The sequence below is a fragment of the Pantoea sp. RCC30.1 genome, assembly GCF_058148845.1.
Genome location: NZ_JBXUHX010000027.1, coordinates 1 through 26,307, shown reverse-complemented (window position 1 = coordinate 26,307; position 26,307 = coordinate 1). Strand labels below are relative to the sequence as shown.

The window sequence follows — 26,307 nt, the reverse complement described above, 5'->3', positions numbered from 1 at the left end:
GAAGCGAGTCACAGATTTGTAAAGGTATTGAGGCAAAAGGGGTTTTAATCAGGCGGCGATGGTCATGAGTGACTAATCTCAAATCACCCACCCCGCAGCCTGCTAAGACAGGAACGGCTGAGTCATTGCCCGGTCGCCGGGCTTTTTTATGGGACTAAGATGCTGGCAGCTCAGGCCACTTAATGACGGCGTCAGTATTGGCGTCCAGTCGATTTAGTAAAACGCGATACTTTTTCCAGGCATTAAGCTGCTTCAGCTCATCGTCCGTGGCCATATCTAAGTCTACTGCATCCTGAAGTGGCGCAATTTGTATAGTAGCCGCCGCCATCAAGTTATCTTTCATCCGCTTATTTTCGCTTATCGCAGCGGCCTTGTTTTGGCTTACCTGCTCGTCGGTTAGCTCTGGCGCGGTGAACTTGGAGTTTTTGTATAAAAATCCCATTGTGACACCTTGCCCTTCAGGTATAGCGACTGCATTCACTCCATCCCCGAAATCTACAGCCGTTTCCCCATCCCACACGATAGTGTTAATAACTACCCCGTCTTTAACCAGTGCGTAGTCAGTCATTATGCGTACTCCCATACTCGAATAAATCCACCACCACCTGCCCCGCCATTCTGTACGGTTGCGTTAGTGATGCTGAAGCCGCCAGAGCCACCAGAACCTTTTCGGCCCGGAAGTCCGGCATTTGATGAGTTCAGCGTAACAATCGGGTTTCCGCCGGAACTGTGGTGCGATCTGCCTCCCCAGCCGGATTCGTAGCCAAATTTAAGTATGATGCCGAATCCGCCTGCGCCACCAATCATGTTATCGAGGTTTCCGTTAAAACCCATGCCGCCGCCGCCGTTGTAAACAAGCTGTGTATCTCCCTGAGTCACTGCGGTTCCTGATGCTCCATAATCTCCACCGGTAGCATAGAGGTATGATCCAAAGTTACTCTGCGCTCCGCCCTGCGCAATCGCAGATGCGGTAGCTCCTGCACCACCACTACCGACAATTACAGACACTGGCGTGCTGATATCGCTAATGTTGAGTTTCGAGATTGCAGTACCGCCCGCGCCGCCACCTGCGCCGATAGAGACAGAAGTGTTTCCTGTTGAACTGGATGCGCCGCCGCCACCGCCACCGCCGGTTACCTCGACGATAATGAATCGGGTTCCGGGAGTAGGTGTGTACGTGCCTGAAGCGGAGAAGTCAGTAATGTTTAAAAGCGTGCCCGGCAGGTCACCAGGGATAATATTTGTACCATCCCCCTGAAGAATTGAAGACCGGCCTGCTGGTACTGATACACCTGATCCGCTCGGCGTTTTAACGGTTACTGAAAACGCACCAGTGCAGTTATTAACGATCGTCCATCGTTTTATCCATGCTGGCAGCACCAGGTTGATATTGGCGCTAAGCGTGCCAGCCAGCGTGATACGATCTTTCGATGCCTGCAGCGTGGTCAGTGTGACACTCGAGCCTGACAGGCCGGTAATAGCCGTCACGCCATAGTTTTCTGCTGGCACCCAGCCAGTAGTCGCCGCGCCGGTAACTTCCGGATTTGCAGTGTTGCCATCCGTAGTGTTCAGCCAGTAACCATCAAGTGTTGAATTGGGGATTCTTGCACCCTTGGGATATCCGCCGATCGCAGTATTGAATGCTGTGTTAAACGGATAGCTCGCACCAGACTGTGACCAGCGCAAAGCAGCAGTAATATCGTTCAGCACGCCGTTAAAGTCAGTGCCGAATGGAGGCACGCCACCGGCGGCCAGAGGTGTTCTCGTTAGTGGGGGGAACCCATCTGTATATGATGCGCGGCCTGCAGTAATGCCGATCTGAGAGTCGTTAGGGATATTCTGTTTGGAGCCGGTATCAGCGAATGGAACCGGCAGTAATTTAGGCTGCGAGCTGGTCTGCATTTTGTATTCCTGAGTCGGGGAAGAAGGTGCCGTTTTCAAAAGGCTGTAATCCAGCCTCGGAAAATCCAAAGGTGTTGTTGAAATCGAGTGACATGATGCTGACGCTGACGCCTGCAGGTTTGGCGATAGCATTGGAATTGAGCAGGATGGCCCACTCTACCGGCGTCAGATTGAAGCCAAAGACGTAGCTCATGGACATCACACCGGTAATGGCTACGAACGTGTCGCCCTGGTCGCCAAACAGGTAGTACAGGGCTTTGTTCAGTGATGGGATAGAGCAATCAGTGATGTTTGCCATCGCCTTCGCAAGTATCAGCTTTCGGTAGCCGTCATCAGCCATCCTGACAGTCGAGGTAATTTGGACTCCCTCAAAGAAAGGTGCTTCATCAAACGGTTTTGGTGAGTCATCACTGGCGCTGATAAATGCTTCGTCAAAGCCGAAATATGTCGCTGACTGTCTGACATTGAGCAATCGCGATACGCCTACAATTTTCCCCCACACATCCAGCCCGTACCCCGTAGCGGTCGAAACATCCCAGATGGCCGTCAGGAATTCGTCGGTGAATTCCGTCATATCCATTGAGGTGTTGAAGGTTTCAATCAGGCTGCGGATGTTAGGGCTGGCGGCGTATTGCGTGAGGATCGTGTCTTTCACGTTCTTCATACAAGGCTCACAGAGATGTCGCTGGCATCGAGTGAGGGTATCTGGTCAACGCCGTACTCAACGGATGACGCGTAGTTCACGCCGTCCAGGCTAACAGTCACCGACAGAACGTTCACCGATGCGGTGTCGATATTGTTCAGTACTGAGTAATAGCCTCCGGCAAATACCTTTGACGCGATACGCGCTTTAGGTACCAGGTCACTGTTGCCATTGAAGGCGCTGATGATTGCCGCCCGGACCTGATCAACAATGTCCGATGGAAGCGATTGTGAGTTCTCCAGTTGGACCTTGAAGCGCGTCCTGGTCTGCGCTGGAGTGTTCCACGTCATCGTGTACTTAGGGTTGATGTTCGTGCCGCGCGAGGTGTCAGTAACCACTGCAGAAGTGTTACCCACCATCCCGCAGCCAGCCTGATTCTTCAGGTAGATAGCCTGAGCGATGTCCTGTGCGTTACCGCCATACACGGCGATATAGACGCTGTGAGCAGGCACCGGGTAATTAGTTGACCCGATATTTACCGTTACGCCTGAGTGATTCGACCACACATAAGCATCGACCACGCCATCGACATCCAGCACTGCGGCATAGATTGACTCGGGCGTACCCTTCGCGTTTAGAGCGACAGACTGCTTACGGCGGTATTCGAAGTTAGATCGCGTTTCGACGTCATTGCCTGGTACGCCTGCTGCTGCGTTGGTGATTCCTGACCAGCCTGTAACCGCGCGATAGATCGTGTTCAGTGAGCCAGCAGGGCATGATATTGCGCCGCTGGTCTGGTTCTGGAATACGATATCGACAGCGCCAGAGGCGGTAATGATTGCCTCAGCCAGCGAGGTGTAGATGTAGCCCGCCTCATCCTGTGCCGTGCTTCCCACCGGTATCACTGTGCCGACTAAGCCAGTAGCCGTGGCTGTCACAGTGGTGCCCTGCGCGGCAATGCGGTCGATAAAGTAAATTCGCCCGATGGCGTCTTGGAATCTGCCCGCTGCATAGTCAGGGTTGATACCGTTCACTATAGAAAGCAACTGGTCATTCTTGTCAGCGATAATGGCAGTCTCGCTCATGGCGATCTGACCTTGCGGCGTGGTAAGGCTTTTGCTCATGCCACCGCCCAGCGCGCTGTCTAAATCGCTCAGGCGGCCGTCTAAAATATCCTTCTCATCTGGCACTGACAGGCCGATGTCAGAAAACGTGGCCGCCGGCACCGATGTGGTAACGATTACTGTGTCTGCCATTTTGGCCTCAGAAATTGATGGTGCTCTGGTCGTAGTTGGTGTCGGTGATGGTCATGACGCCGGATGCGATTCGGTTCTGTTTGCCGATTACAGTCGTGCAGGTTGCGGTCTGTACGTAGTCGAGCTTGAGCGCTTCGGACTGCATCTTGGTGTTGATGAGCTGAGTGCCCGGCCAGTGTCCCAGAATGCGCTGGTAATAAGGGATGCCGAGCGACGTGTCATACCAGGCTTCACCGAGGAAAGTCTTGCAGGCGCAAGCTACGTCCTGTGCGACTGCGTAGGGGTTTGGCGTGGAGGCAAGGTTGCCGGATCCATCTAGAGTCAGGTCCCATGCGTCGGCGTTAAGCAGGAGGGATTTGGTTATCATGCTTTCTCCGGGCGTAAAAAAACCCGCCGAAGCGGGTTAGTTTTCATTGAAGTTGAATGTTCTTTTCAGGAGAGCGCAGATAATGCAGCACCCGCCAGTTGTCATTTGTAAATGAACCAACCGATATATCTTTGGTTTCTCTATCTAACAATGACCTGGCCTTTTCAAGGGTTCTTGAATATTCCCGTGGTATTGAATGATAAGCCCCAGCCAGTCGATGCTCTGCAACTGCCAGTAAAGGCTCAATTTCGGCTATTTTGCTGATCATTACTGAAGAAGACATCCAGAGCCAACACAGTGAACAAAGCTCTTCCTTTGTGAACTGGGTGGACGGAAGGGGTAACTGAGGTTGTTTGCCGATAAATTCACCCTCAAGTACAACGCGGTGAATGTACTCTACAGCTAAGGGAATTTGATCGAGTTCAAGCTCATCAATGCTATCCACATTAAAGCGCTGGTGAACCATAGTGTATGCATCGTCATAGCGAAGTCCTTTCTTGCCAACAAGCATGTTAACCGCATCACGTAGCGGGGTGCGTTCTTCTACACTGGTTTTTATGCGAGGATTTTTGACCTCACCTTTCGTCCAGTACTGATAAAGGACGTCATCGCACTCTTCCTGATAACGAGCAACCTTGTCACGCAGCTCAGGGCGAACCTTTCCAACATTGATGGTGTGTAGCCAGCCAGCTAGTTTTCTCAGATTTAAGCAGACAACCTCTCTGCGTTGATTATCACCCGGAAGCTGCATTGTGATCATCACAACGGAGGTGCTAAAGCGCTGCTTAATCTTGGTATATTGCGACGCCCAATCAAGACCCATCCCCTCAACAACCGGGCGCATAGGAACTTGCGCTTCACCTTCATGGCTGACCAGATAAAGGTTGTCGCCATGGAATGGAACGTTGATGGTGGAGATCTGTGCTGATATACTCATAACTGTTAGTTCCTTCGTAGTTACTGACAATTTAGAAACCTCGTTGGTTGCCGCCTTCGGGGTTTCGTCGTTTTTAGGCTTTAATGAACCCATCTTCTTTTAAGCTCCGCTCAATCCGTTTAATCACCTCGCTATTCAGTGACCTTCCTTCTCCCTTTGCAGCCTGCTTAAGTAAATCTTTCAATGTGTCGGGGAACCTGATTCCCGTTGGCGGGATGTTACGTGCGTTTTCCATTTAGAACCTCTCTCTTGGCTACATCATGTAGTCATTCAATACTACATCATGTAGCTATCATGTCAACGATAATCTAGCTACATTATGTAGCTATTATTTGATAGGGGGTTTTGAATGAAAGGTGCCAGTCAGATCGCTCCATTTGGCCTTAGGATGCCGGAGGACCTTAAAGAGATCATCGCTGAACGGGCGGCCAAAAACGGCAGGTCGATGAACTCTGAAATCATTCTCACTTTGATGAAAGATTTAGCTACAGAGAACAAGCCAGATAAATGGCTTGAATCTCTTATGCGCCTAATGGATGAGGCAGACACATCGACAGATAAAGGTATGGCGGTATTTAACCGCTCAGTTTCCGCTGCTATACGTGAGATTAACGAACGGATTACACTTGAGAACGGCAGGCTGTCAAAGATAGCTGATGCCTACGCTAAGGTTCTGCTAGATGAGAAAGAAAAACCCACCTGATGGTGGGTTAGTTTTTATTGGATTCAGAGTAATACTTATCAATCATATTTACATATAGCTGCTGGCAATCCTTCCCGGGATTCTTAGCTACCCATGCTGCAGAATTGTTTGCTAAGTTACTAGCTGACTCTTCGTCCATGTTAGTTTGTTCAACAAGGCCTTTCTTCAAACTCTCGCCGGTATATCCCCGATCTTTTATCAATGTGCACGCCAAAACTACCGATATGGCGTAAGTTCCGGCATCTGTTTTCGCTTCAATTGAGGATGCGCTTACTGATGATACAAAAAGATATGATGCTATTAAGGTAACAAACTTATTCATCACTTTGGTCCTTGTGTGTCAGAGTTCCCTGATTGTACCCCGCCGTGTGTATGTGTTGAAAATTTAATCCCCTTACCTGTAATTTCGCCAATGGCCGTAATGTTGCCAGCAAAATTAAAGTCGCCCTTATTGCTGCCTGCACCCTGGCTTACGGCACCATTCAGTGTGATATTAGGAGCGTTTACAACGAAGGACTCTGATGCATTGGCAGTAATGACTGGTGCATCAACATTTATTACGAGGGGAGAAACGATGTCTATTCCGTCATCCATAAAGCGCAGGTACTGAGATGGTGAGTTATTGAGTATGCCACCCAGATAAATCGCATCACCAGGGCTGTGATTCCTTCCTGACGCAGGCAGCGACTCTTTCCTTGAGTCTACGGCGTTCCTGATGTCCTTATCACAAATAGCCATCAGGCCAATATCTCCGACAACCGGATCCATAATTACCGCGCTGGAACCTCGCTGCAAACGCCACACAGGTGCACTATAAACGGTGCCGCTATCAAGTATGTTTCCCTGCGCGCCCTGGTCAGAAACCAGTGGCTTCAGATCGACAAAGCTCATTTCATTGTCTTGGCCCGGCCTGACAGCAGTCACCATGCCAAGCATGATGAATGACTTTGAGTTCAGAAAACGCTCCATGATAAAGAATTGCGCGTTAGCGTCTGAATTAAGATCGTGAGACTTAACCGTGTATTTGTTCGTCATTTTATCGGCCTGCTGTGAATAGCGATGCTGAGCACTGCGTCATCCATGGTCCGCCTTCCATCCAGGTAGAAAGATGGTGAACGGCTGAGTTGATGCGATACTTACCGCTGGCATTAGGAAGGTCGGTCTCCAGCTGTACGTCACGCCCGAGTATTAACAGCGGGCTGAAAGTTGTGTTGAATTCTATGCCCCAGCCATTGAATCTCGGGTATCCAATGAGGCCCGTTCGTGGCGAAACAAAAGGTATGCTCTCATCAATCGCGTCACCCTCTTTCCATACAAAAATGACGCCCAGGCGAATATCAAATAAAAGGTCGTGCGCTCTGCAACAGTCACGGATTTGGTCAATAAAATTCCCCCTGTAGAATGGGTTGCTCTCGACCTCTGTTACTGTCTGCGAGATTCGGACGCTGTAGCCAGTCAGCGCAGCTATTGAGCTGATTATGTCAGCAACTTTTACTACACCCGACTTATTGAAGGGGGCTGCCTCTACAGATTGAGCGTAACCTGTGGAAGAAGCATTGATAATCAACGGAGCATCCGGCATCTCATTAGCATCAACAAAGCTCCAGCCTATTGATCCTTCAAATATGGGAGTGTCATCTGCCCACACCTTCATCATGTTCTGTGTCGTAATGCCGTATTGGGTGCCTTTATACCCAATCGCCGCCATATTCTTGAGGCTAAGCCCGTAAACTTTTGCATCCATGGTGTTTGCCGACAGGCTCCCTAATGCTGCAACCTGAACTTCAGCCTTGGCGTTTTCAATCGTCAGCATATCCATTTTATTTTTGTCGTCGAAGCTGCCGGAGCTGAGCTTGAATTGAAACTTGAGAGTGCGTTTTTTGTAGGTCATGCTGCGGCGCTCATCTCGTCAGGCGTGGCATAAAAAAGAAAAAATCGATCACCCAGGCCTGAATAACTCGGGTCATCGCTGCCTTTTGTGTCAGCAAAGAACAGTTCACCCTGAAAACCAAGATACGGATAGCGCACCAGCCGGTTTCCATTTAGGCAAATAACACCCTGCGCAATCCACACATCACCCAGGCCGATATCGACGTATAAACCGGTTGAGCGTTGAACGATTCGCAGGGTGACAGACTGCTCACCCAGCTTAACCGTAAGCTCCTGGGCCTTTATTGGCTGCAATGTGATCGTCTGCATCAGGTAAGCACCTTAACCAGGTCAGTGACCGATGATGAGAGTTTGTTGATAGCCGAGGTGGCCGCGCCGTTGATCGATGCCGTGGTGGTCTGAGTGAGGTTATTCACGGTTGATGAAACCTTATCCGCTACTTGGCTGGCTGCGCTTGAAACGGAGTTCTTCAGGCCGGTAAGCGCTGACGATACGCTGCTTTGCGTTGCATCTGTGGTGGATGAATTCACCTTCTCCGTCACCGCACTGGGGGACAGGCTGGTCGCATTAGCTGTTGTGGTGCTTTTAGCTGTGGTGCTGGTAAGCGCCACCTCTGCCTCCTCAAGTACAGACTGGAAAATGGCCTCTACTGTCAACAGGGTTACGTCCCGGTCAGAGGTGCGGTAGTTGTAGCGCACCAGATCGTACTTCTCATACGTGGCATCTGGTGTTTCGATGTCATACGTCATCGTGTCTTCTACCATCGCATCCAGCGCGGCCAGCATGTCGGCGCGACTGGTCAGGCTGAAGTTAGTGAGGTTTGGCAGTGAACCCGTCAGCCCAGACCAGCCCTCAAGAACAAACAACACTCTGATTACCGGCGGCCGCTTCACCTTGTTGTACGAGCTGTAGGAGCCTCGCTCAATAGGTGCGGATACCACTGAGGCGTCAGCCCCGTACTCAACTCCGAGGAAGGACGAAGGCGAAAGCGCCTTGCCCGTTCCGTTGTTGAAGTAGATTCCATATCCGGGGCCGATAATGCTGTTAATTACCGAGAAGATGCCGCCACCCTGTACGGCATTGAGCAGCGTTGTTTCGTTCAGAGAGAAATTCATCACTTCTGCCCCGTGTTATACGCAGATACGATCCCCTGCCGCGTTGCAGTCCGCTGAAGATCCGATCCTAATGCAGTCGCAGTAGTTGCTGACGTCTGCAGGGTAACTTCGCCAATATGGATATCAGTTTTGTTGCCTGTCTGCTGCTGAGCATCTGGCTGCCTTCTGGCTTGAACTGATGCCCCAGCCCCTACCTGAATGCCTGCCAGAACCCTGGGAACGTAATTGCGAGTTTCCAGAGGAGCATTATCCAGACCTTTCTTTTGCACGTTTCCCACACCCCAGTTATAGGACGCAATAGCTTTAACCAGATCGCCACCATTAGACTTCAGGAGCTGAGAAAGATACTTCGCCGCGGCATTAGCTGACTTCTCCGGGTCAAAGACATCACCGCCCTTCAGACCGAGATCGCGCGCTGTTCCATCCATAATCTGAAAAAGACCCTTAGCGCCAGCTCCCGAGATGGCAAACTGGTTACCGCCTGACTCCGTGGTTGCAACGCTCTTTAAAAGACCAGATGGTAGCTTGTAAAGTGTCTCCAGCTTCGAGAAGAGTGGCGTCATCCACTCCAACATGGCTTTGCCAGACCCTTTCGCCTCGGGAGCAGTGCCGTAAGCGTCATACTTGTTCGTCGCTCCGCCAGTGCTGGTGATCGACTCCCACCATGAGTATGACTTCTTCAGCCACTCATCAGCCTTACCCATGAAACTGTTTTTATCTGGAGCTTCAGGTTTTTTGTTAACAAGGTACTCGCCTACGCTGACTCCTTGCTTCTTCGCTTCTTCCTGGGCGTTGCCGATCTTATCCCACGAGCTTACTGCAGCCATTGCAGCGAGAAGAGGCCCAAACCCACCCGTTACGCGGGTTATGCCCGAAAGCATCTTAAGAGCCCATGAACCAGCGACAAAAGCGGCCAGTATGGCTAGAGCGTTCTGCCAGCCTCCGACAGCGTCGACAACTTTATTTACCTCAGCAGCTGAATCTGAGAAGAACTTTTGTATCTCCGGTCCGTGAGTAGATATCCACACTCCAAACTTTTCAATGAGAGGAATGAGCTTCTCTACGTATGGGATTAAGGCTTCATAAAGAACCTGAGCAGCAGCAGAGAAGTTCTGCTTCATCTCTGTCAGGCGTCGGTTGAATTCCTGCGCCTTGCGTGTAGCGTCTTCGGTAGCGCGTGACATCTTCGTGAATCGGTCAGCATCCGTTACCAGCTTGCCACTGCTCAACGCTAGCTGTGTTGGGTTATCAAGCCCTATATCAGCACCGAACTTCCTTTGAGCATCCTTATTCAACTTGCCCCAGTTGGCAGCAATGGTGCGCATAATGTCTTCAGAAGACTGGGTGCCTAAGTCGAACTTAGCCCCTGTCGCCCCTGAAAATCCGTTAAGCGCCATGAGCAGGGGGTTCCCCTGAACATTTCCACCACCCCTGAACGTTGTTACCAGATTCTGGAATGCCTGAAGGTTGCCAGTGATCTTCTCAGCACTTGAACCAGCAGCCTCTGCCGCCCTCTGCCAGCCATCCAGTGATTTAGCCGACATATCCAGCGACTGAGAGTTAACTGCAAGCTGCTGCAGGTTATCGGTCATGCCGGTGATGAAGTTTTTGAATCCCTGCACAGACAGCGTTACGCCGACCAGCGCCAGCAATTCAGTGCGGATTGAGCCAAAGAAAGAGGCCGCTCTTTTACCTGCGGCCTCCATGTCCTTCGCTGTCTGCTCTGATTGCTTTCTGGTGTCATCCAGTCCGCCCTTTACGTCCTTCTGGCCTTTATTAAATCCGGTCGCGTCGAGGCCAAGCGTGACAACCAGCGCATCGATTATTGTGCCTGCCATAATTCACCTTTATTTATGCCTGCAAAACTCTCCATGCAGGCGATCTCTCAATAAGGTGGAGGCAATCTCAGCATCCGACAGACTATTGAAATAACCGCCATGGAATTTCTTTCGGTTAAACATCACCTGAACCTGATATTTCCCATGCTTTTTGTGCCAATTAACACCTTTAACGCCTGTCTTGTTGGTTTTCCTCAATCCTTCATTTCTGAGGTTCTGAGCTCTTGTCGCCAATCTTAAGTTGCTAAGCCGGTTATCTGAGCGGTTGCAGTTTATGTGATCGATGTCGATATCATCTGCAAGGTGTCCGTTTACCATCATCCATCCGAGGCGATGAAGTGTATGGGTCACACCAAATAATTTGGTTTTCCGATATCCTTCAGCAGATAGCCACCCAACTACGCCTCCCGCTTTCGCTCTCCCTTTGTTTTGCTTCCAGGTAAATTCGCCAGAGACTGGATCGTATGAAATAAACTCTTTAATTTTCACTAAATCGACCATCAGTTAGACTCCTGCGATTTGTTGACGACCATCCGGTTGTAGTTGTCGACCGTAATGATTTCCAGCCACCACCATAAATCCTCAACGCCAAGCGTCGTGCTCAGCTCAGTGAGAGAGCACTTACCCGATGAGAGGACGGTAGCTATGGTCTTGGGGACGTTGACGTATTCGGCAAGCCCGTGGACCTGCTCATGCATCATTGGTGGGATGTCTAGCGGGCGGCGGCCTGAAAAAAATCCACGTGCAACTTGAACACCTCCGCCCTGAGCTTCAGTCGGGTGGCAATCTCTTCAATATCATCGGCGGTTTGAATGGTCCTTTTGATATTCTGATTAGAAGGGTCAGGCACGCACTGAACGCATTCCATTAACTCGTCGAGCAGTGGTTTAGCTTCTGCTGGGGGAATCTGCGAGACCATTTTCAGACCGGTGCCAGCCATCGCTGCAATTCCCATATCAGCGAAGTTTTCCGGTAAATCAACACCGCTGCGAGCCATCGCCATGCCCGCGCGAATAGCCCACCATTCTGCTTGTGCTGCTGACATTTCACGGATGTAGAAAACCTTGCCAGCATCGCGCCCGGCTGTTTCTGTGTAATAGAGTTCTTTGCGTGCCATGTTATGCCTTAAGGGTTATAAGCTTCAGGTGTTACAGATTCCCAACTGATCTGGAAGGTGCCAGCAGCAAGTACGCGCTGAGCATCCGGCATAGCTTTAGTTCGCTGCAGAACACCATTTGTTAAGGTGTATTTCCGTCCGGTTGAAGGAAGGATTACTGTGGCGTTACAGCGGAAAACAGCCTTAGCAGTAAGAGATGTGAGCATCCACGTCTCGAAGATTTGCCAGCTCGGGCTATCAGGCATGACGGTAATCGTCTGAAGGTATTCGCCAAAGACGAAGCCAGCAGACAGCTTCCCGTCAGCACCACGGACGGTGTTTGCCATCTCGGTGTCACCGAAAGCAAACATGGCGTCGGCGGCGTAACCTTCCAGCACCTGCGCTGTTGGATACAGATTTGTCACAGTGAGCGAAAAAATAGCGTCAGCACTGGTGATCGTGTTATTTCCGGCCATTTGTTCGGCTCCTTACTGGACCATCGTCGAAGGTAATGAAATTTTCTGCACGCTTCCGCCGTCGCAATACCAGAGCTGCATAGGTGGCGAGCCACGCTCCGCCCTCACGGCCGGTGTAGCGTCGCCGATATTGAGGTAGTAGCCTTTGGCATTCAGGGATGAAGAGATATCCGCACCGACAGCGTTGTTGATTTCTGAAATCTGGGAAGAGGACAGCGTTACACCAGAGCGAATGCCTCCAAACGCCACACCCTGAGAAAATGTGTCAGCAAAGCCCGCTTCAATGATTGCTTTGCCGCGCGCGTTATACGGGAATGAGCGATTCGATTTCATTGTCTGGATAGCAGCGCCTAACAAGGCAGCATTCAGCCAGATTTCGAAGCAGAAGCTATCTACCCACTTGAAAGAGCCGGATACGGTGCCGTCAGCCCAGTAATTTTCTGAGATGTTGTTCTCGCCGTAATCGCCATAGAAGTTGTAGCCATTGGCAATAAGCGCATCGTACGTTGTTGAATCCTCAACCTTCGCAGTCAGCCCATCGGTCTCACGGTATTTCAGAGTTACACGGCCTTCCAGCCGATCAAAATCCAATGAAGCCGAATAGCCAAGCACTGCTGCCGCATCGAGGTGATCGCCATACACAGGAATCACGCTGGCATAGTTATTGGCAGTGATGATTTTGTATGCCAGGCAGTCTGTGCTTCCGCTGACTGTTGCAGTTACTGAATTGTCATGGGGGACATAGCCATACCGGGAGTTCTGAGCGCTAGTCCATGCAGATAGGTTAAGGTGCGTTTCTTCATCGGCTGCAAAAATAGTCGTGAAAAGCGCCCAATTCTGGGACTTAGCTTTGATGGCTGCGAATGCATCTGCAGCGATCGCAGGATCAGCGCCCTGTGACAGCACTGCGCCCGTAGCTGATGTAAATTTCAGAGCGCTCGAAATAGAGCCAGTAGCATAGGTAATAGTGCTGCCTTCGCCAGTGGTTGCAGATGTGATGATGAAAGCTTTCTGTGTGGTATCGAAAGTAACCACTACTGAATTACCGATCGCTGACTCAATCAGGTCTGCAGCTGCCGCAAAGCTATTCGCGCCGCTGAGGTCGATGTTGGTGGAGGTCTTTACCGTACCATCTACTGTCAGCGTCAGAATGCCACTCATCAGCTTAAGCTGATCGATGGTTACTTTCGCCATCGAGCCAGAGCGGAGGAACGCTGATACGGTTTCGGTGTTATATCGGGCCAGAAGCAGCGCACCAGGCTTTTTGGTAGAGTTCACATAGCCACTGAAGTAAATGCTGGCGAAGGCATACTCTTCAGATGTAGAGCCAAAGTAGCTACGCACATCATCCGGGCTGGTAAATGCAGTAACAGCACCAACAGGTGCATACTCGCTATCAGTAAGAGCCAACCCGTTCAGGTACAGGGCTGTACCACCGGCAGAAAGCACGCCGGGGATGATGGAAATATCTTTACTTAAAGGGATTGGCATTTAAGCATTCTCCGGTGGGTATTTCAGGTCTGCTGCAATCGCTGTGACGTTAATTTCGTCGAAGAAATACAGAGGTGTCGTAACGACTGCGTTAAATTGCGCGATGAAGTCGAGCGTCCAGCGGTTTTCATACTGCTGTTCGGCGTTAATCATCGTTGTCTGGTGCGGCTCTCCCGCATATAGGGGAGTAACCGGCATGTTGTTCTGGCGAAACCAGTTTGTGGAATATTCAGAGCGGATCATGGTGCCGACAATGGCCGCCATCTCCTGCGCTGAGTTGCCGTAGAAATCAAGCTGGCATCGCCACTGGTTACTGCGTTGTGTCTGCTCACTTCCCTGCCCAATGCCGGGGTCGTTATAGGCAACACGGTTGGTTGATAGCCCGGTGATAAACATCGGCGTCATGGTGACGAAATCGCCGATCGGCATTGGCGAATTGTTTTCCTGTGAGAGGAACACCTCAGCGTCAACGAGAGACAATAAAAAACCGCGCAAGGCGGCTGTCAGGTCATCCTGTGTAATGCTTATGGTCGCGCTCATGAAGGCACCTGCAATCTGACGGCTATCCGGCACCAGTCAGGCCACTGCTCAAGCACCTGCACTGTCAGCCATTCCTCTCCAGTGCTATCAATAACAACCCGGTCGCCGCCTTTCTGCTTGAGCCTATTCACCCCCTCAAAGCTGCCGTTCAGATGAATTGACTTCATGTAGCCCTGCAGGTTGAGGTTGTCGAGGTGCTTAAGGTCATCAGAGGTAATCGGCTGAACCTGTCCCATCACATCAACCGGGTCAGCGTAGGATGGAACACGCTTACCGGCTGCCGTTGTGGTTGTGCCAGTGCTGATATAAATCGTGCACTTCACATCAGGGTTAACCGTGTTAATGGCGCGGCGCACAATGCCATGCAGGTTCATTCTTCCACCTCATAATCCACACTTGACTGCATATGGCCTGTGTCAATCAGAGGATTGTTGAAGCCTTTCTTTCTCGCTGTCGAGTAGGCGTTCGGCGGCTCATCCATGTTGGTAATTGACTCCTTCAACTGACCGGCAATCCGTTCCCCCATTAGAGAGAGTGTTTTCTTGGCGTCATAGTCGCTGGACTTCATGATTTCAGCCATATCCGCACCCCAGGAGGGACTTTTCTCGGCCAGCATTTGACGGAAAAAAGGTCGTGATGGGATTGTTATGGTATGAGCTGGAACCTGCACTGTCTGAGCAAGATTAGCTTTGGCTGCTTTCACAAAGCGGTAGTCATCAATATTGCCAGTTCGCTCATTAAATCGGCGGTAGATAGTCTGCGTCCTGGCTGGAATATCGATTGACCCGCCGAACTCTTGCACTGCCGCTACCATTGGAACAGACGTTCCATCAGGATAGGTTGCCCCCTCAAGAAACCCTACCTTGAGGCCAGTCCCGGAGCTGAGGTTGCTCTCAAGTTCTTCAAGGTATTTTTGCAGCTTCTCTCCGCCAGTTAGATCTGACATGCCTACCTCCGGTATGCACCTCTGCGGTTGTAGTGATAGGGATACATCGATGGTGACCCACCGGGCAGGTAACGAATCGTCCGGAATGGCAGCGTGGCCTGCCAGTAAGCCGCACCATATGGTGTTTGCAGATACCACCATGATGCTGAACTCGACGGCCCGGCATCTACCGACACAGACACCGAACCTTCCGACGCGCTCGTTACCCGCCCAACCAACCCAATTGATGCCTGACCGCCCACACCGCTATTCATCGCTGCGAGGTGAGCAACCAGCATGTTCAGGAATACAGCCCGCTGATTCACATCAGTGACCGGGCTTGTATCGGTGTTATTCAGGTAGACCGTTGCCTCAATGAAATACGCATTCAGCAACGAGTCACTTACGGTGTCAAACTCCGGGTAGCGCGCTCGGAACGCGGCGAGATCAAAGACAACGACTGCCATGATTAGCCCCTTTGCTTCATCGCTTCTTTATCAACTTCGATGCCAGGCGCTGGTTTGTCCTGCGGCAGGCCTTCGAGGCCCGTTTTCACGGAGGCATTTTCTTGTGCCTTATCCTGCGCGCTATTGGTTTTGGCTTGGGCGAATACCAGCTCGTTTTTAACGTACGGCTGGTTGGCGTGAGCTTTCATCCACTTATCAAAAGCGGCCTTATCAACACCCTCAGTCAGGCCATAACCACCAATGACATTGGATGAATTGGCACCATTTAAAGTTACCGTGTAGCCTTCAATTTCAACGACCAGCCCGTTAGGGAGCTTGCAACCTACTGTTACGACTTCAGCCATTTCTTAAACTCCCAGCATTGTGGCGATTGCCAGCGGTTGACGAATGATTGCACCCCAGGTGCCACCAGATTTTTTCTGTTTCCAGGATGATTCTTCAGTCACAACGGCATGCGCGCGCATCTTCTCCGTGAAGGCAGCGTAAGCGGTGTCCTGCTCACCCAGGCGATCTGCAATCAGCTGAACCATCTCACCGGCTGGAGTTGAGTATTCAACTGCGGTTTCAATGGTGAGGTTAGGGAAGTTTTTCTTGATCAGGTCCATCACGTTAATGCCGTACATGTTGGTCTTGGTCAGGTTCACTTCAGCAGTTGGCGACATAGCCAGTTTCATTGGGTCTGTGCGCTCAATCAGGCCATCAGTTTGCAGAACCAACTGATTCCACAGTCGCGAGGCGACGTCGTCATAAACCAGATCGCCCGTCTTCGATCCCCACGTTACAGCACCACCAGTTCCGCTTGCAGATGGAGTAATTGGTGCTGATAGGGAAGGATCGTTGAGCAGACCAAAGTTCTGCAGACCGGAAATGCCGTAGAAGTAGGATTTGTTCTGGAACTTATTCAGAATCAGCGCTGAAGCAACGTTAAGTTCAGCTGCGTATCCGATGCGTGCTGTGCCATACATATCCAGCTCACGCTCACCCCAGCGGGTGTGGGTCTGGTAGTGGTAGGACTGACGCGACACCCAGTTTACGTTTGCGCCGGTCATGCCGTTTTGGTTGTAGTCACCGTATGAGCTGGTTTCACCAGTTGCCTCTACGATCGGAAACTGAGCAGTAAGCGTGGTCCAGTCCCCTTTTTTTGTTTCGCCAATGATTTGCGCTGCTTTCATCGGGGTGACGAGAACGCGAATCAGCTCCGGGTCCACGTAGTTGGTGAAGTAAGCCGGCACACCAGAGCTACCGGTTGTTACCATTTGAGGCTGCGCATCCATCGCCAGCGCATAGTTGTCCGCGAACTCTGGCTTCAGGTACTCTTTTGCACCCGGCAGCACAATGCCGTACTTACCGCTTGCGGCGGCGTAGTGCTTCTGAAATTCGTTCATTAGTTGCTCCAGGTGGTCATTTTGACAAGTTCATTGGCATCGCAGGTATTGCCAACTTTGAAGTTGGTTTCAGCGTAACCTGCGATAGTGGCGCCAGCTGCGCCGGTCTGAACCTGACCGGTAGTAAGTGAGGCAAAGATTTTCTGTCCGCGTGTTGCGGCTGTAGATGTCCGAGCCCAATAATCGCCAGCCGTCTTAAGCGTTACTTCTCGGCCTGACTGAATGACATTTGACGCCTCGCCAAGCCATGTTGTGATGACAGCCTGACCGTCACGGTGAACGAAGCCAGAAGGTGCGCCAGTGCCAGCGTTTACTGCAACCCCATTAACGTCCCATGCAAAGCGGCCAATAGTCACGCCATTGGGTCCGGCAACCAGTGCTGCCTCACCTGCTACATAAGTGGCATCAGGGTTAGTACTTGCAAAGCCACCTTCAACACCGGGTGCTGGGTACTGATTAATTCTTTTCTGAAATTGGTTAGCCATTTCTTAGCCTCTTTTCAGTTTGCCAGCGGTTGGGAAGGCCTTCTCAAACTCACTGATTGATGCGGAGTCCTGAGCGATAACAGGACGTGAATTTTCTTTCTGCTGGATTGCCATGCGCACCAGTGAAGGGAATGCAGATGGATGCACGCCAGTGATATCCACCTCAGCCTGCTCAAGCGCGGTGCGGTATACGTCCTCGGCGGAGTCCATAGCCACTACGTCGCCAATCAGCGGTCGCACGGCCTGCTCTGCTTCACGCACGCGGCGGAAGTTCTCAGCGGCGGTCTTAGTGGCACTGTCAGCAGCCAGACGAATAGCGGAGTCCATAGCGGTCTTGGACACCTTGTCTTTTTCGTCTTTCTTGTCGCTGTCTTTTTCTTCATCAGCAGCGATGGCAGGTGACAGAGCGGCAGCGATTTTGGCAATCACTTCTTCGGACACGCCAGCTTCACGCAGCAGAGAGATGATCGACTCGTTGTCGTCATCGCCAGCCACTTTCGGCTCTTCTTCAGACTCAATGCCGTCAGCAGACGCTTCGATGATTTCAACCAGTTCTTCAGGCTCCAGCTCCATGTCGGCGGCCAGTTTGGTTTTGTATTTAGCGATAATGGCCTGTGCGATCGTCTTTGGTGATTTGTTCGCATTCAGGATGGCGGTGAGGTCTTTGGGTGCAGCATCCTGAGCCAGGCGCGGCTTCAGAAACGCTCCCAGCGCGGCACGTGCGGCAACGCCTTTGCGGTCTAACTTCATGTATTTAAGCTCCAGTGGGAGTGAATCAGCGACCAGTACGTCGCTACCTGCGCGGCCGGTTTCGACCAGTGCAACGTGGTTCCCGACGATGTCACGCATGACGCCGTCAAATGCTTCGCCGTCTGGTGTCTCGCCGGGACTCATGTCAGCGACGTACTGATACGACGATGACAGTTCTTTCTGCTCTTCAGTCTCAATACCCGCGATGGCTGAGTTATCCCAGACGGACAGGCCGTTATCTAAATAGGGGAATAAAAACTCGCTGCCAGAATGCGTGGTGCCTACGCGGTATTCGCGAGGCGGGTCGCCGGGGAAGTCAGGGGTATGGATGCAGAGAACAGGGATGTTGTTGAATGTTGGTGCGGCTTTCTTCAGTTCGTCAGGGTGGCGCCAGAGCCGGTAAATCTTGTCGGGGTCTAATCCCAACGCCTCAGCATTCGGAATCTCACGCCCGTAATAGGGGCAGACATTCGCCTTGCTGATATGACTACTTTTAATCTGAAGCCTGCCGTTACCATCGAATGAGCGCACGGATGCGCGGTCAAACGCCAACCGTTCGATAGTCATGTGTGTTTCCGTTTAATTAAGTCCGGGGATGATCGGCGACCATGTGCAGCGGCAGTTAATCTCTTCACCCGGAAGAGTCCACTTGCCATCCAGATAAAGCCCCTTCGACAGGTCGAACTTCTCACCGTCAGCTTTCACATGTGATTGCCGCGGCTCTTTGCCTGCGTGAGAGTGTCGCCAGATGCCCTCAGTGATACCGAGAGACTGCTGTCTGGCTGTCTGCATAACTGCGGTGGCTTTGTTGTTCTGGTCTCGTGCGATGAGTGCTGCGCGGCGGCGGGTGATACCATATCTCTTTTGCAGCTCATCGGTCAGCGTCGAAAGGTCACGACCCCGGCTAACGGACTGCATCACCAGCGTCTGAACCTGCGTCAGATACTGCTCAGGAATACTGGTAATCAGGTTCACGTTTTCCGTGATGGTTGCCTGCAATGCGTTATTCATCGCTGGCGTCATCTTGAACGGCACTGTGAATCCTGCCGTCTCCAGCGCGTTATAGAGCGATACGTCGGAGTTCTTCTGCGCCTGACCTGCGAATCGGTCAGCCAGCTTTGCGGCCACATCGTCGAATCGCTTCTGCCACTGCTTAGCTAGCTTCTTCATCGCGTCACGCATGAACACAGCCGGGGATGCATCCATTGCCATCGCGCCGGATGCCCGGTAATTCGCTTTCAGCCAGTACACAACCGAGTCGTTCATTTCGGTAATGAGTGAATCCAGCTTGCGGCGATACCAGACTTCGACACCGGCGTTAGGTCTTGTCGGGCGGATCGTCTTTACCGTCGCCTTCCTCGTCGTCATCGAGGTCGTCTTCTTCGATTTCGAGGTCATCGCTTAAGTCCAGTGAGTGATATGGGCTATCGGGGTCATCAGCAATCTTCTCGCGTACCTCATTGGCTGAGAGCGCCTGAACCTGAGTGACGTACACCGCATCAGTCTGCGCATCCACCAGTCGGATATCTGCCCGCTCTTTCGCGCTCATCTCGTAAAGCGGTTCGAACTCGAAATAAATCTCCGGGTCGATGTCGCCAAACTCTGATAGCTGAATAACGTCCAGAACGCGCTTAAGAGGCTCTTTGAACATTGCCTGTTGCAGTGAGTGGATGTAGTCGTAGAAAACGCGAATCTCGCCGTCTGATGAAGCGTTCAGGCCGTTTGGGGTAATACCCAGCAACTTAACGAGCGGGATGCCGGATACTGCCGCCATGTGCTCCTGCGATTGAGCCTGCAGGGTGTCGAGGCCTGACAGCGGCGCATTGACGAACTCAACCGTTTCCTCGCCATCTGTAGCGTTATTCTTTGCGAACACGCCACGGTTATCACGGCAGCGGTTGAACAGTTCCATTCGGGCAAGCACCACGTCTGCGCCATTACCCATCAGCACCTGACTCATGTCAGTACCGAGCACCGGGATACTGAACGAATGGATCATGTCACTAACGCTGTCTCGCGTGCGGAGCCAGTTGTTCACGTATGGCTCAGCCATCTGCACCAGTGACAGCCCGCGAAAGTTATACGAGGCTTTCAGCAGGTCTGGCACCTGACGCGACACGAAGTCGATCATGCGACTGGCGTGCACCGTCTTACCCATCACAAACCATTCAGTCGGCTTGTAGAAGTCAGGGCTTAGCGGATTCTGCGCGTTATAGACGCCGGGGTATGTCCATACAGGCTCAATCACCTGCAGGCCCTTCAGGCTGCCTTTGGGGATTTTCTTGTCGCTGATGAAAAGCTTCTGCTTCAGCTCATTCTCATCCGTCCAGGCTGATACGTTTTTTGGTGACAGTACGTCGATATAAATCTGCCCGCCACCGAAATAGCCGTCGTGCTCTGCAGCCTCGCGGAATTTCTCCCGCACATGGAATCGCTCGAGAGCATCGGTGATGGCCTTAACGCGATCTGACTTGTCGTCCTCACCAACCGTGCGTAGCTTTATCCACTTGCGCGTCATTTCTTCGGCAATCGTGCCCACCATCTTGCGGTATTCAGGCTTCTGCGCCATCGCCGCCAGATAGGGATATCCGGGGAATGAATCCAGCGTGCCATAGCCCATGCTGTACGCATCATTCAGCGCGCCGTAATCGGTGGAGTCCATCGCAAGGATGGCTCTCTCCATCGACGCCGGGATAACGCCTTTAGGTGGCTCATAGCGCTGGAATTCACGCGGTGCTTTCGGCTGGACAGAGACAACAGCTTCGGGGCTAATCTTCATCTGAGCCTTTTCAGGCTCTTTCACCGGCTCAGGCGCGGCGATTTCTTTTTTCTTAAACCACCACATCAAATTCTCCTGAGTTGATTCGGGTCGATAGCCATAGGTGCGCGACCTGAAATCAGGTTGTCGTCAATGGCATCCATCCATGTATCGATGATGTCGTCATTGTCGTGGCTGTCATCGGCAGAGAACGCCGCGCATTCGGTCATGGCGGTAAGCACCCAAGATGTTGTGCCAGCAACTGTGCCGTCTTCGTAATAGACATGCATGATCGCCGCGCCGTCGTGATTGTGCGTAGCAGGCACATAGACCTTGCCAGTTTTAATCTGAGGGATAACGTTCAGGCACCTGACCAGCTTGTTCTGTCCTGCACCACGAGGGATTTCTTTAACCGGGATGCTCAACTGACCGGGAGTGGCACTACGTTTCTTCAGGGTCGTGATTAACCCCTGACCGGCCTGCTTCTCTTCAATGGCCGCATAACGCATCGGCATTGTTCGCAATGAACCAGCGGCACTCCATTTAACCCAAAGCTCTTCAGCCTTCTTCAGCAGGTCTTCAGGGTCCCAGCGACCACGTACAACGTCGATGATGTAGAGATTGCCATCAACACCCATGCCAACCAGCGTGAACACGGTGTAATCGAGCCAGTCCTCTACCTTGCCGCTGTTCGTATCGACGTACACAGCGCGGTACTGAAGTTTTGGCAGAGTGGTGTAGGTGTTGAACCAGTCGGTATCAATGATGCCACCAGTGAGCGCCATCGGGTTCTGCTGATACTGAGACAGGAAGGTATAGCGGTCTTTCTCCCAGAGCTGCAGGAGATCGTTCACGTCTTCCATCTGAGGCCAGTATGACCAGTACCGGGTGCCGGACACTTCGACATAATCGGTGTCTTTCACTGTCTCCCAGCACAGTGACCGCCAAGGCTCAGCAAGCGACTGAATGTACTTCTCATCAATCATTGCCGGGATGGCTACATGATGGAAGTTAACGCCCATCCCACCAGAAAGCATGAAGCCTGTTGCATCATCTGTATGGAGGCGCTGCTGGATGCTCACAAATGGCGTTGGGTGGTCTTTCGACTTGTCACCACGACGTGAGCGTATGGTGTTAACCAGAAGCGTGTTAGCGCTGTTACGGCGCGATTCGCTGAGCATATCCACTGGCTTGTTATAGTCATCAAGCATAACCATGCCGGAGAAGTCAGGGCCGTAGTAACCACCACGACCGCCGGTAATCTGTCCGTTACTGGAGCGGGATACCGTCTGGCCGGTTGAGCGACCACGTGTATCGATGATTTCCCACTCTTCTGCCTGATTGACACCGAAGCCACACGGCCACAGTTCCTGGTACTCTTTGCTGGCGATGATGTCTCGGGTGCGGCGTGAGTTACGCTTAACCAGCGTGTCAGCAAATGAGATGTTCAGGTTTCGGAAGCGTTTAAGCCTACCTTCCTGAACCAGTGCGTTAACGTAGGCCGGAAAGTGGATGGAGAAGAACTCTGTCTTTGTGCCGCCTGGCGGGATGTTGATGATCAGGTTTCGCGGCCGCAAGCGACCAGCGATCAGGTCATCAATCTTCGATGCCATCAGTCGGTGATGCCAGTTAACCAGCAACCGGTCACCCTGTACCATTTCGAACCATAGTCGGGTGAAGTTAAGAAACGATTTAGTCGATTTGGTCTTAACAGCAACGCGCTCAGGGAATGACATATCATCCCATTCGATAACTTTTGCCATATCAGTCCAGCCCGTCTAGTTTCTCCTCCAGCTGCGATTGTGCTGCTGCGTAATCTGCCGGGGTGTAATTCACCACCGCCAGCGCCCCTCCATTGGGGCCTGTATGCTCAAACTTGTGTTTATTGGTGTAAGCGTCGCCACACTCTTTAGCCGCCTGCTCAATTAACTGCGCTGTCAGAGCAAAGTTTTTCATTCCTTCAGTTCGGGTTGCCATGCGATCTAACATTCGAAGCCGATAAGCCTTGTTAGCGATCGGGATGTCAGAAACTTCTTTCTGAAACCTTTCTCTAACTTCCTCAAACAACTCAACCCATTTGGGGGCTAATGTTTTGCCGCTGGCCTTGGTTGGGTCGTGAGACTCCACCTGCTGGCGACTAATCTTTAGAGAAAATTCTTTTTGGACAGACTCTACAACCTGAGACGGAGTGTCAAAGCAGGCGAGAGCCTGAACGATGAACGCTTTCACGTCAGGTTTAAGTGCTGCCATGAATCACCACTCGTCTCATTCAGTCTAATTTTAAGCAAGCTTCATAAGGCATGTGCCGCATGCTCTTGCCACATCTAGATGTGCAACCTCAGCGCGATTATTCGCTACTTCCACTAACCGCTGGACATCAGCACTGGCACCATATCTACGTACGACACCAACAAACTCTTCAACGTCATGTCCGCGCATGGTCAAAACTGGCTGGCCCTCTTTGTTGAACTTAGGTGCACCGAATTCATCCTGTGCCTGAGCGATGTGATAAAGCTCATGTTCAACCAGCGCGCAGAAGTCGAGGTCACTACACTCAGAGCAGTAATCCCCTGCAAGAGTGATGATGAATCGGGGGACATCTCCGAACCAGTCATGCATCTGTTGCTGCATTCTTGCCTTCTGCCAGCCACCTGCCCGCATAGCGACTTCTTCAGCTTGCCCTAATACGGTCCTACCCTGCTTTGTGAAAGCACTTGATGCCCACATGAAGCGGATGTCAGCTTCTAAGAGATGGCTATGGTCTGGATTGTGTAAGAATCCATCTTCGCTGAGGATGTTTTCATTTACCCAATCAGATAATTCATTAGCAGGCGCAAGACTGATGTGTGCATGGAATGCTGAAAGAAAGTCTTGTCTGGGTAGGGGCCGCTTAGCTGATTCACCAGCAAACAGCTCTTGTTTGTCGGTGAGCTTTGCCATGTTATTTCTCTATTAATTTCCAATCACGAACATGCGGAATGCTGCATTGGATGCGGCATTCTCGAATGGGCCAGTTGTCAGCAGTAAGGTTCCCCTCGACTGCATTACTGTTACGTTGCATCCAGTGGCGGTTATCTCTGATGCCTGTCCAATAATCATCTGCGTTCCATTCCATATGGGGGATGGCTGGACTATCGGTGGCACTGTGAATACCTTGGTGAACTTGATGGCTACCTTTGTGCCGGCAGTGACGACTTTTGCCTCAACCATTTCAAACAGAGTGGGAGCGGCATTGATGCCATCCTTACCGTTCGTGCCATCTTTGCCATTTGTTCCATTCAGCGATGCCAGCCATTGAGTTTGCGTTCCACCATATCCACCGGCTACAGCTAACTCGTAAGCAGATTTGCCATTCAATCCGTCTTTGCCATTGCTGCCGTTCAGGCCATCCTTGCCAGCCGATCCATTTTTGCCGTCGACACCGTTCTTTCCGTCAACGCCATTAATTCCATCTTTACCGTCAGCACCATTGAGACTGGCTAACCACTGTGTTTCGGTACCGCCATAACCTGCGTCGCGTGCTAACTGGTAGGCAGACCTTCCGTCCTGACCATCAATGCCGTCTTTACCATCTCTTCCGTCTACAGCATCTCGGCCATCTGAGCCGTTTTTACCGTCGATTCCATCACGGCCGTTCTTTCCATCCACGCCATCGGAACCATCCCTGCCATTAAGCAAAGCAAGCCACTCAGTTTCGCTACCTTTAAATCCGTCCTGTACCGCTATCTCATAGGCGGACTTCCCAGTGTCGCCCTTCACGGCAATTTGTGATTCCTGAATGCCGGCTGCGTCGCGGATGTCTTTTGGTGATTTAGCGTGGATAACATCACTCACTGCATCACTCATACCGGTAAGTTGGTTGACGCTCACCTTTCGGCTCATTACGTCGCCGGTAATGTCACTCGCAATCTCATCGGCGTCTGGCAGCTTTACTGGATAGCCACCAGTAGTCATTACTCGCTGTGCCATGGAATCCTCCACAGGCTGGTTAAGCATTATCAAAGCCACTCAGTAAATGGCTTCTGTAATGCCCTAACTATTCGGGTCAGGTCTAGCTACTGCGCGACAGGCCGCCATGCAGGCACGCTGCATATCTTTATGTGCTTCACGTAACCACTCCTGTGCCTCCCAACCCTCGGGCGTATTATGTAGGCTTGGGTCAGCTGCCATATCCACACCATGCTGCTGAAGCAGTGCAATGAACTGACCGCTCATCTCTTTGAACTGGTTCATTTTGCCGATATCGCCATAAGAAAGCGTGCGATAACCTTTCACTGTGCTACCGTCCTGCGGTTTTGCTTCATTCATGATTTTTTAGCTTCCTGTTTTCCACACAACTTCACCCATAGGTCGTTGTGATCGTTAATGGCCCTCACCGTGCGGATATCCATCACATCAGCATCTTTGCCATGCGTTCTGATTGGCGAGTCGAGTGTGCAGAGTGAATCAACGGTTTTGCTTGCCACTTCATTCGTCGGAGTTGAACTGTGACTTACGCAGCTTGTTGCGCTGATCGTCATCAGTAAGAGCAGCATTGCTTTGCCTGACTTCATTCGCCTTCTCCGCGTTCTCTGACTGCTGCTTTGCCACATCGGCGACCTGTTTCGATTCAACCTGCGCGGCCGCCACATCAGCTTTAGCCTGCGTCTGAGTTGAACCAATTTTCTTGCCACCGAAGTAGGCACTGACGAAAGCGGCGATGATTGCCAGCCCGGCGAGTATTTCTGTCCACCAGTTAGCAATCAGGCTCATGGTTGCGCGTCCATCTGTTGTTTTTGCTCATTCAGCTTTTTCTGCCGGACAAACTGAGCAATTACACCCATCGCCACCATGAATGCGCCAATCAGGCCGAGGTAGTTTTGAGGCAGAAGCGCCTTAACATCAGGCGGCAGCACATTCCATGCATCGATCGAGCTTTGCGGGAAGGATTGCACCCACGCGCTAAGCATGGAGCCAAGAGACGCCAGCCATACAGACCACGCCTTGAAGAGTAGTTTTGCATGAGAGACAAACTCCAGGCTGGTGTACTTGCGGATTAGCAGCACAGCAATCACGACGCTCGCGATAATCAGGAGCCAGATAGCGAAGTTCATATCTTCCCCTTGTAGATGTCGTATGAACCGCTGCGCATTACTTCAGCGTGGCGTCGGGCGCGTCCGGGAGTCTGCTTAGCCCAAAGACTATTCAGCATTTCGTTAGCGCCGCTGGTGAAATCACCGTTTGAAATGAAGATAAGCGCCCTGCTGAATTGGGCCAGTCCGTCAACACCGAGCTGATAGGCCA

36 protein-coding genes are annotated in these 26,307 nt (G+C 51.7%); 1 reads left to right on the top strand and 35 read right to left on the bottom strand.

Features of this window, described 5'->3' with window-relative positions; translation table 11 throughout:
• Positions 1-154: 154 nt before the first annotated feature.
• From AC2LB6_RS19450 to AC2LB6_RS19420, 7 genes are read right to left on the bottom strand one after another with little or no spacing between them, the layout of a single operon-like run.
• On the bottom strand, positions 155-568 hold the full coding sequence (locus AC2LB6_RS19450) for a tail fiber assembly protein (protein ID WP_490094766.1): 414 nt from the start codon (positions 566-568) through the stop codon (positions 155-157).
• Positions 568-1,902: a glycine-rich domain-containing protein gene (locus tag AC2LB6_RS19445; RefSeq protein WP_490094765.1), complete on the bottom strand. Its 1,335-nt coding sequence runs from the start codon at positions 1,900-1,902 to the stop codon at positions 568-570. Before AC2LB6_RS19445 ends, AC2LB6_RS19450 begins: the two co-directional genes overlap by 1 nt.
• Positions 1,880-2,566 carry a DUF2612 domain-containing protein gene (locus AC2LB6_RS19440; RefSeq protein ID WP_490094764.1) on the bottom strand — a complete coding sequence of 229 codons (687 nt, stop codon included), beginning with the start codon at positions 2,564-2,566 and terminating at the stop codon, positions 1,880-1,882. Before AC2LB6_RS19440 ends, AC2LB6_RS19445 begins: the two co-directional genes overlap by 23 nt.
• Positions 2,563-3,801 (bottom strand): baseplate J/gp47 family protein, encoded by a 1,239-nt coding sequence (locus tag AC2LB6_RS19435; RefSeq protein ID WP_490094763.1) that lies wholly within the window; start codon positions 3,799-3,801, stop codon positions 2,563-2,565. The genes AC2LB6_RS19440 and AC2LB6_RS19435 overlap by 4 nt, the downstream gene beginning before the upstream one ends.
• A 7-nt stretch (positions 3,802-3,808) precedes the next feature.
• A complete protein-coding gene (locus AC2LB6_RS19430) occupies positions 3,809-4,168 on the bottom strand; it encodes a contractile injection system sheath initiator (RefSeq protein ID WP_490094762.1) in 360 nt (119 codons plus the stop codon).
• Between the two features lie 43 nt (positions 4,169-4,211).
• Complete coding sequence (locus tag AC2LB6_RS19425; protein ID WP_490094761.1) at positions 4,212-5,198, bottom strand: phage antirepressor N-terminal domain-containing protein; 987 nt, start codon at positions 5,196-5,198, stop codon at positions 4,212-4,214.
• The gene (locus AC2LB6_RS19420; RefSeq protein ID WP_490094760.1) at positions 5,179-5,340 is read right to left on the bottom strand and encodes an Arc family DNA-binding protein; all 162 of its coding nucleotides are present in this window, start codon (positions 5,338-5,340) and stop codon (positions 5,179-5,181) included. The genes AC2LB6_RS19425 and AC2LB6_RS19420 overlap by 20 nt, the downstream gene beginning before the upstream one ends.
• 114 nt (positions 5,341-5,454) lie before the next feature.
• Between AC2LB6_RS19420 and AC2LB6_RS19415 the strand changes: the two genes are divergently transcribed.
• Entirely contained in the window at positions 5,455-5,808 is a 354-nt protein-coding gene (locus AC2LB6_RS19415; RefSeq protein WP_490094759.1) for an Arc family DNA-binding protein, read from the top strand.
• A gap of 7 nt (positions 5,809-5,815) precedes the next feature.
• On the opposite strand, the gene AC2LB6_RS19410 is transcribed toward AC2LB6_RS19415, so the two are convergent.
• The 28 genes from AC2LB6_RS19410 to AC2LB6_RS19275 form a co-directional block, all read right to left on the bottom strand.
• The gene (locus AC2LB6_RS19410; protein WP_490094758.1) at positions 5,816-6,130 is read right to left on the bottom strand and encodes a hypothetical protein; all 315 of its coding nucleotides are present in this window, start codon (positions 6,128-6,130) and stop codon (positions 5,816-5,818) included.
• A complete protein-coding gene (locus tag AC2LB6_RS19405; protein ID WP_490094757.1) occupies positions 6,130-6,843 on the bottom strand; it encodes an oxidoreductase in 714 nt (237 codons plus the stop codon). Before AC2LB6_RS19405 ends, AC2LB6_RS19410 begins: the two co-directional genes overlap by 1 nt.
• Before the next feature lies 1 nt (position 6,844).
• The gene (locus tag AC2LB6_RS19400; protein ID WP_490094756.1) at positions 6,845-7,699 is read right to left on the bottom strand and encodes a baseplate hub protein; all 855 of its coding nucleotides are present in this window, start codon (positions 7,697-7,699) and stop codon (positions 6,845-6,847) included.
• Positions 7,696-8,007, bottom strand: coding sequence for a phage baseplate plug family protein (locus AC2LB6_RS19395; protein ID WP_490094755.1), 312 nt, complete (start codon positions 8,005-8,007; stop codon positions 7,696-7,698). Before AC2LB6_RS19395 ends, AC2LB6_RS19400 begins: the two co-directional genes overlap by 4 nt.
• Positions 8,007-8,813: a hypothetical protein gene (locus AC2LB6_RS19390; protein WP_490094754.1), complete on the bottom strand. Its 807-nt coding sequence runs from the start codon at positions 8,811-8,813 to the stop codon at positions 8,007-8,009. Before AC2LB6_RS19390 ends, AC2LB6_RS19395 begins: the two co-directional genes overlap by 1 nt.
• Positions 8,813-10,651, bottom strand: a complete 1,839-nt coding sequence (locus AC2LB6_RS19385; protein ID WP_490094753.1) for a lytic transglycosylase domain-containing protein — start codon at positions 10,649-10,651, stop codon at positions 8,813-8,815. The genes AC2LB6_RS19390 and AC2LB6_RS19385 overlap by 1 nt, the downstream gene beginning before the upstream one ends.
• Before the next feature lie 9 nt (positions 10,652-10,660).
• Complete coding sequence (locus tag AC2LB6_RS19380) at positions 10,661-11,152, bottom strand: HNH endonuclease (protein ID WP_490094752.1); 492 nt, start codon at positions 11,150-11,152, stop codon at positions 10,661-10,663.
• Between the two features lie 211 nt (positions 11,153-11,363).
• A complete protein-coding gene (locus tag AC2LB6_RS19375; protein WP_490094751.1) occupies positions 11,364-11,768 on the bottom strand; it encodes a hypothetical protein in 405 nt (134 codons plus the stop codon).
• A gap of 8 nt (positions 11,769-11,776) precedes the next feature.
• The gene (locus AC2LB6_RS19370) at positions 11,777-12,223 is read right to left on the bottom strand and encodes a phage tail fiber protein (RefSeq protein WP_307618056.1); all 447 of its coding nucleotides are present in this window, start codon (positions 12,221-12,223) and stop codon (positions 11,777-11,779) included.
• A 12-nt stretch (positions 12,224-12,235) separates the two neighbouring features.
• On the bottom strand, positions 12,236-13,714 hold the full coding sequence (locus AC2LB6_RS19365) for a DUF3383 domain-containing protein (protein ID WP_490094750.1): 1,479 nt from the start codon (positions 13,712-13,714) through the stop codon (positions 12,236-12,238).
• Positions 13,715-14,254: a phage neck terminator protein gene (locus AC2LB6_RS19360; protein WP_490094749.1), complete on the bottom strand. Its 540-nt coding sequence runs from the start codon at positions 14,252-14,254 to the stop codon at positions 13,715-13,717.
• A complete protein-coding gene (locus tag AC2LB6_RS19355) occupies positions 14,251-14,628 on the bottom strand; it encodes a hypothetical protein (protein ID WP_490094748.1) in 378 nt (125 codons plus the stop codon). The genes AC2LB6_RS19360 and AC2LB6_RS19355 overlap by 4 nt, the downstream gene beginning before the upstream one ends.
• Entirely contained in the window at positions 14,625-15,200 is a 576-nt protein-coding gene (locus tag AC2LB6_RS19350) for a hypothetical protein (RefSeq protein WP_313677139.1), read from the bottom strand. Before AC2LB6_RS19350 ends, AC2LB6_RS19355 begins: the two co-directional genes overlap by 4 nt.
• 2 nt (positions 15,201-15,202) lie before the next feature.
• A complete protein-coding gene (locus tag AC2LB6_RS19345; RefSeq protein ID WP_490094747.1) occupies positions 15,203-15,646 on the bottom strand; it encodes a DUF4054 domain-containing protein in 444 nt (147 codons plus the stop codon).
• Positions 15,647-15,648: 2 nt separating this feature from the next.
• Positions 15,649-15,990 carry a hypothetical protein gene (locus AC2LB6_RS19340; protein WP_490094746.1) on the bottom strand — a complete coding sequence of 114 codons (342 nt, stop codon included), beginning with the start codon at positions 15,988-15,990 and terminating at the stop codon, positions 15,649-15,651.
• A 3-nt stretch (positions 15,991-15,993) separates the two neighbouring features.
• Positions 15,994-17,031 (bottom strand): DUF2184 domain-containing protein, encoded by a 1,038-nt coding sequence (locus AC2LB6_RS19335; RefSeq protein WP_490094745.1) that lies wholly within the window; start codon positions 17,029-17,031, stop codon positions 15,994-15,996.
• On the bottom strand, positions 17,031-17,516 hold the full coding sequence (locus AC2LB6_RS19330) for a structural cement protein Gp24 (RefSeq protein ID WP_490094744.1): 486 nt from the start codon (positions 17,514-17,516) through the stop codon (positions 17,031-17,033). Before AC2LB6_RS19330 ends, AC2LB6_RS19335 begins: the two co-directional genes overlap by 1 nt.
• A gap of 3 nt (positions 17,517-17,519) precedes the next feature.
• Positions 17,520-18,833 (bottom strand): DUF2213 domain-containing protein, encoded by a 1,314-nt coding sequence (locus AC2LB6_RS19325; protein ID WP_490094743.1) that lies wholly within the window; start codon positions 18,831-18,833, stop codon positions 17,520-17,522.
• Between the two features lie 12 nt (positions 18,834-18,845).
• Entirely contained in the window at positions 18,846-19,532 is a 687-nt protein-coding gene (locus tag AC2LB6_RS19320; protein ID WP_490094795.1) for a phage head morphogenesis protein, read from the bottom strand.
• A 52-nt stretch (positions 19,533-19,584) separates the two neighbouring features.
• Positions 19,585-21,111, bottom strand: coding sequence for a DUF1073 domain-containing protein (locus AC2LB6_RS19315; protein ID WP_490094742.1), 1,527 nt, complete (start codon positions 21,109-21,111; stop codon positions 19,585-19,587).
• The gene (gene terL, locus AC2LB6_RS19310; protein WP_490094741.1) at positions 21,111-22,787 is read right to left on the bottom strand and encodes a phage terminase large subunit; all 1,677 of its coding nucleotides are present in this window, start codon (positions 22,785-22,787) and stop codon (positions 21,111-21,113) included. The genes AC2LB6_RS19315 and terL overlap by 1 nt, the downstream gene beginning before the upstream one ends.
• A 1-nt stretch (position 22,788) precedes the next feature.
• Positions 22,789-23,274 (bottom strand): DUF2280 domain-containing protein, encoded by a 486-nt coding sequence (locus tag AC2LB6_RS19305; protein WP_490094740.1) that lies wholly within the window; start codon positions 23,272-23,274, stop codon positions 22,789-22,791.
• 30 nt (positions 23,275-23,304) lie between these two features.
• Entirely contained in the window at positions 23,305-23,964 is a 660-nt protein-coding gene (locus AC2LB6_RS19300; protein WP_490094739.1) for a putative metallopeptidase, read from the bottom strand.
• A 12-nt stretch (positions 23,965-23,976) separates the two neighbouring features.
• On the bottom strand, positions 23,977-24,993 hold the full coding sequence (locus AC2LB6_RS19295; protein ID WP_490094738.1) for a hypothetical protein: 1,017 nt from the start codon (positions 24,991-24,993) through the stop codon (positions 23,977-23,979).
• Between the two features lie 63 nt (positions 24,994-25,056).
• Complete coding sequence (locus AC2LB6_RS19290) at positions 25,057-25,332, bottom strand: Acb2/Tad1 domain-containing protein (protein ID WP_490094737.1); 276 nt, start codon at positions 25,330-25,332, stop codon at positions 25,057-25,059.
• A 159-nt stretch (positions 25,333-25,491) separates the two neighbouring features.
• Positions 25,492-25,776, bottom strand: a complete 285-nt coding sequence (locus AC2LB6_RS19285) for a hypothetical protein (protein WP_490094736.1) — start codon at positions 25,774-25,776, stop codon at positions 25,492-25,494.
• On the bottom strand, positions 25,773-26,117 hold the full coding sequence (locus AC2LB6_RS19280; protein WP_490094735.1) for a DUF7940 domain-containing protein: 345 nt from the start codon (positions 26,115-26,117) through the stop codon (positions 25,773-25,775). The genes AC2LB6_RS19285 and AC2LB6_RS19280 overlap by 4 nt, the downstream gene beginning before the upstream one ends.
• Positions 26,114-26,307: lysozyme family protein (locus AC2LB6_RS19275; protein WP_490094734.1), on the bottom strand; the 194-nt coding region annotated here is incomplete at its 5' end. The genes AC2LB6_RS19275 and AC2LB6_RS19280, both read right to left, overlap by 4 nt.

Coding starts and splice junctions, on each gene's coding strand:
- AC2LB6_RS19420 (WP_490094760.1), bottom strand. CDS start 5,340: ATGGAAAACGCACGTAACATCCCGCCAACGGGAATCAGGTTCCCCGAC.
- AC2LB6_RS19365 (WP_490094750.1), bottom strand. CDS start 13,714: ATGCCAATCCCTTTAAGTAAAGATATTTCCATCATCCCCGGCGTGCTT.
- AC2LB6_RS19430 (WP_490094762.1), bottom strand. CDS start 4,168: ATGATAACCAAATCCCTCCTGCTTAACGCCGACGCATGGGACCTGACT.
- AC2LB6_RS19280 (WP_490094735.1), bottom strand. CDS start 26,117: ATGAACTTCGCTATCTGGCTCCTGATTATCGCGAGCGTCGTGATTGCT.
- AC2LB6_RS19325 (WP_490094743.1), bottom strand. CDS start 18,833: ATGACTATCGAACGGTTGGCGTTTGACCGCGCATCCGTGCGCTCATTC.
- AC2LB6_RS19425 (WP_490094761.1), bottom strand. CDS start 5,198: ATGGGTTCATTAAAGCCTAAAAACGACGAAACCCCGAAGGCGGCAACC.
- AC2LB6_RS19330 (WP_490094744.1), bottom strand. CDS start 17,516: ATGGCTAACCAATTTCAGAAAAGAATTAATCAGTACCCAGCACCCGGT.
- AC2LB6_RS19320 (WP_490094795.1), bottom strand. CDS start 19,532: ATGAACGACTCGGTTGTGTACTGGCTGAAAGCGAATTACCGGGCATCC.
- AC2LB6_RS19305 (WP_490094740.1), bottom strand. CDS start 23,274: ATGGCAGCACTTAAACCTGACGTGAAAGCGTTCATCGTTCAGGCTCTC.
- AC2LB6_RS19370 (WP_307618056.1), bottom strand. CDS start 12,223: ATGGCCGGAAATAACACGATCACCAGTGCTGACGCTATTTTTTCGCTC.
- AC2LB6_RS19315 (WP_490094742.1), bottom strand. CDS start 21,111: ATGTGGTGGTTTAAGAAAAAAGAAATCGCCGCGCCTGAGCCGGTGAAA.
- AC2LB6_RS19380 (WP_490094752.1), bottom strand. CDS start 11,152: ATGGTCGATTTAGTGAAAATTAAAGAGTTTATTTCATACGATCCAGTC.
- terL (WP_490094741.1), bottom strand. CDS start 22,787: ATGGCAAAAGTTATCGAATGGGATGATATGTCATTCCCTGAGCGCGTT.
- AC2LB6_RS19405 (WP_490094757.1), bottom strand. CDS start 6,843: ATGACGAACAAATACACGGTTAAGTCTCACGATCTTAATTCAGACGCT.
- AC2LB6_RS19375 (WP_490094751.1), bottom strand. CDS start 11,768: ATGGCACGCAAAGAACTCTATTACACAGAAACAGCCGGGCGCGATGCT.
- AC2LB6_RS19335 (WP_490094745.1), bottom strand. CDS start 17,031: ATGAACGAATTTCAGAAGCACTACGCCGCCGCAAGCGGTAAGTACGGC.
- AC2LB6_RS19340 (WP_490094746.1), bottom strand. CDS start 15,990: ATGGCTGAAGTCGTAACAGTAGGTTGCAAGCTCCCTAACGGGCTGGTC.
- AC2LB6_RS19410 (WP_490094758.1), bottom strand. CDS start 6,130: ATGAATAAGTTTGTTACCTTAATAGCATCATATCTTTTTGTATCATCA.
- AC2LB6_RS19390 (WP_490094754.1), bottom strand. CDS start 8,813: ATGAATTTCTCTCTGAACGAAACAACGCTGCTCAATGCCGTACAGGGT.
- AC2LB6_RS19290 (WP_490094737.1), bottom strand. CDS start 25,332: ATGAATGAAGCAAAACCGCAGGACGGTAGCACAGTGAAAGGTTATCGC.
- AC2LB6_RS19360 (WP_490094749.1), bottom strand. CDS start 14,254: ATGAGCGCGACCATAAGCATTACACAGGATGACCTGACAGCCGCCTTG.
- AC2LB6_RS19400 (WP_490094756.1), bottom strand. CDS start 7,699: ATGACCTACAAAAAACGCACTCTCAAGTTTCAATTCAAGCTCAGCTCC.
- AC2LB6_RS19285 (WP_490094736.1), bottom strand. CDS start 25,776: ATGAGCCTGATTGCTAACTGGTGGACAGAAATACTCGCCGGGCTGGCA.
- AC2LB6_RS19355 (WP_490094748.1), bottom strand. CDS start 14,628: ATGAACCTGCATGGCATTGTGCGCCGCGCCATTAACACGGTTAACCCT.
- AC2LB6_RS19300 (WP_490094739.1), bottom strand. CDS start 23,964: ATGGCAAAGCTCACCGACAAACAAGAGCTGTTTGCTGGTGAATCAGCT.
- AC2LB6_RS19440 (WP_490094764.1), bottom strand. CDS start 2,566: ATGAAGAACGTGAAAGACACGATCCTCACGCAATACGCCGCCAGCCCT.
- AC2LB6_RS19445 (WP_490094765.1), bottom strand. CDS start 1,902: ATGCAGACCAGCTCGCAGCCTAAATTACTGCCGGTTCCATTCGCTGAT.
- AC2LB6_RS19435 (WP_490094763.1), bottom strand. CDS start 3,801: ATGGCAGACACAGTAATCGTTACCACATCGGTGCCGGCGGCCACGTTT.
- AC2LB6_RS19450 (WP_490094766.1), bottom strand. CDS start 568: ATGACTGACTACGCACTGGTTAAAGACGGGGTAGTTATTAACACTATC.
- AC2LB6_RS19415 (WP_490094759.1), top strand. CDS start 5,455: ATGAAAGGTGCCAGTCAGATCGCTCCATTTGGCCTTAGGATGCCGGAG.
- AC2LB6_RS19295 (WP_490094738.1), bottom strand. CDS start 24,993: ATGGCACAGCGAGTAATGACTACTGGTGGCTATCCAGTAAAGCTGCCA.
- AC2LB6_RS19345 (WP_490094747.1), bottom strand. CDS start 15,646: ATGGCAGTCGTTGTCTTTGATCTCGCCGCGTTCCGAGCGCGCTACCCG.
- AC2LB6_RS19395 (WP_490094755.1), bottom strand. CDS start 8,007: ATGCAGACGATCACATTGCAGCCAATAAAGGCCCAGGAGCTTACGGTT.
- AC2LB6_RS19385 (WP_490094753.1), bottom strand. CDS start 10,651: ATGGCAGGCACAATAATCGATGCGCTGGTTGTCACGCTTGGCCTCGAC.
- AC2LB6_RS19350 (WP_313677139.1), bottom strand. CDS start 15,200: ATGTCAGATCTAACTGGCGGAGAGAAGCTGCAAAAATACCTTGAAGAA.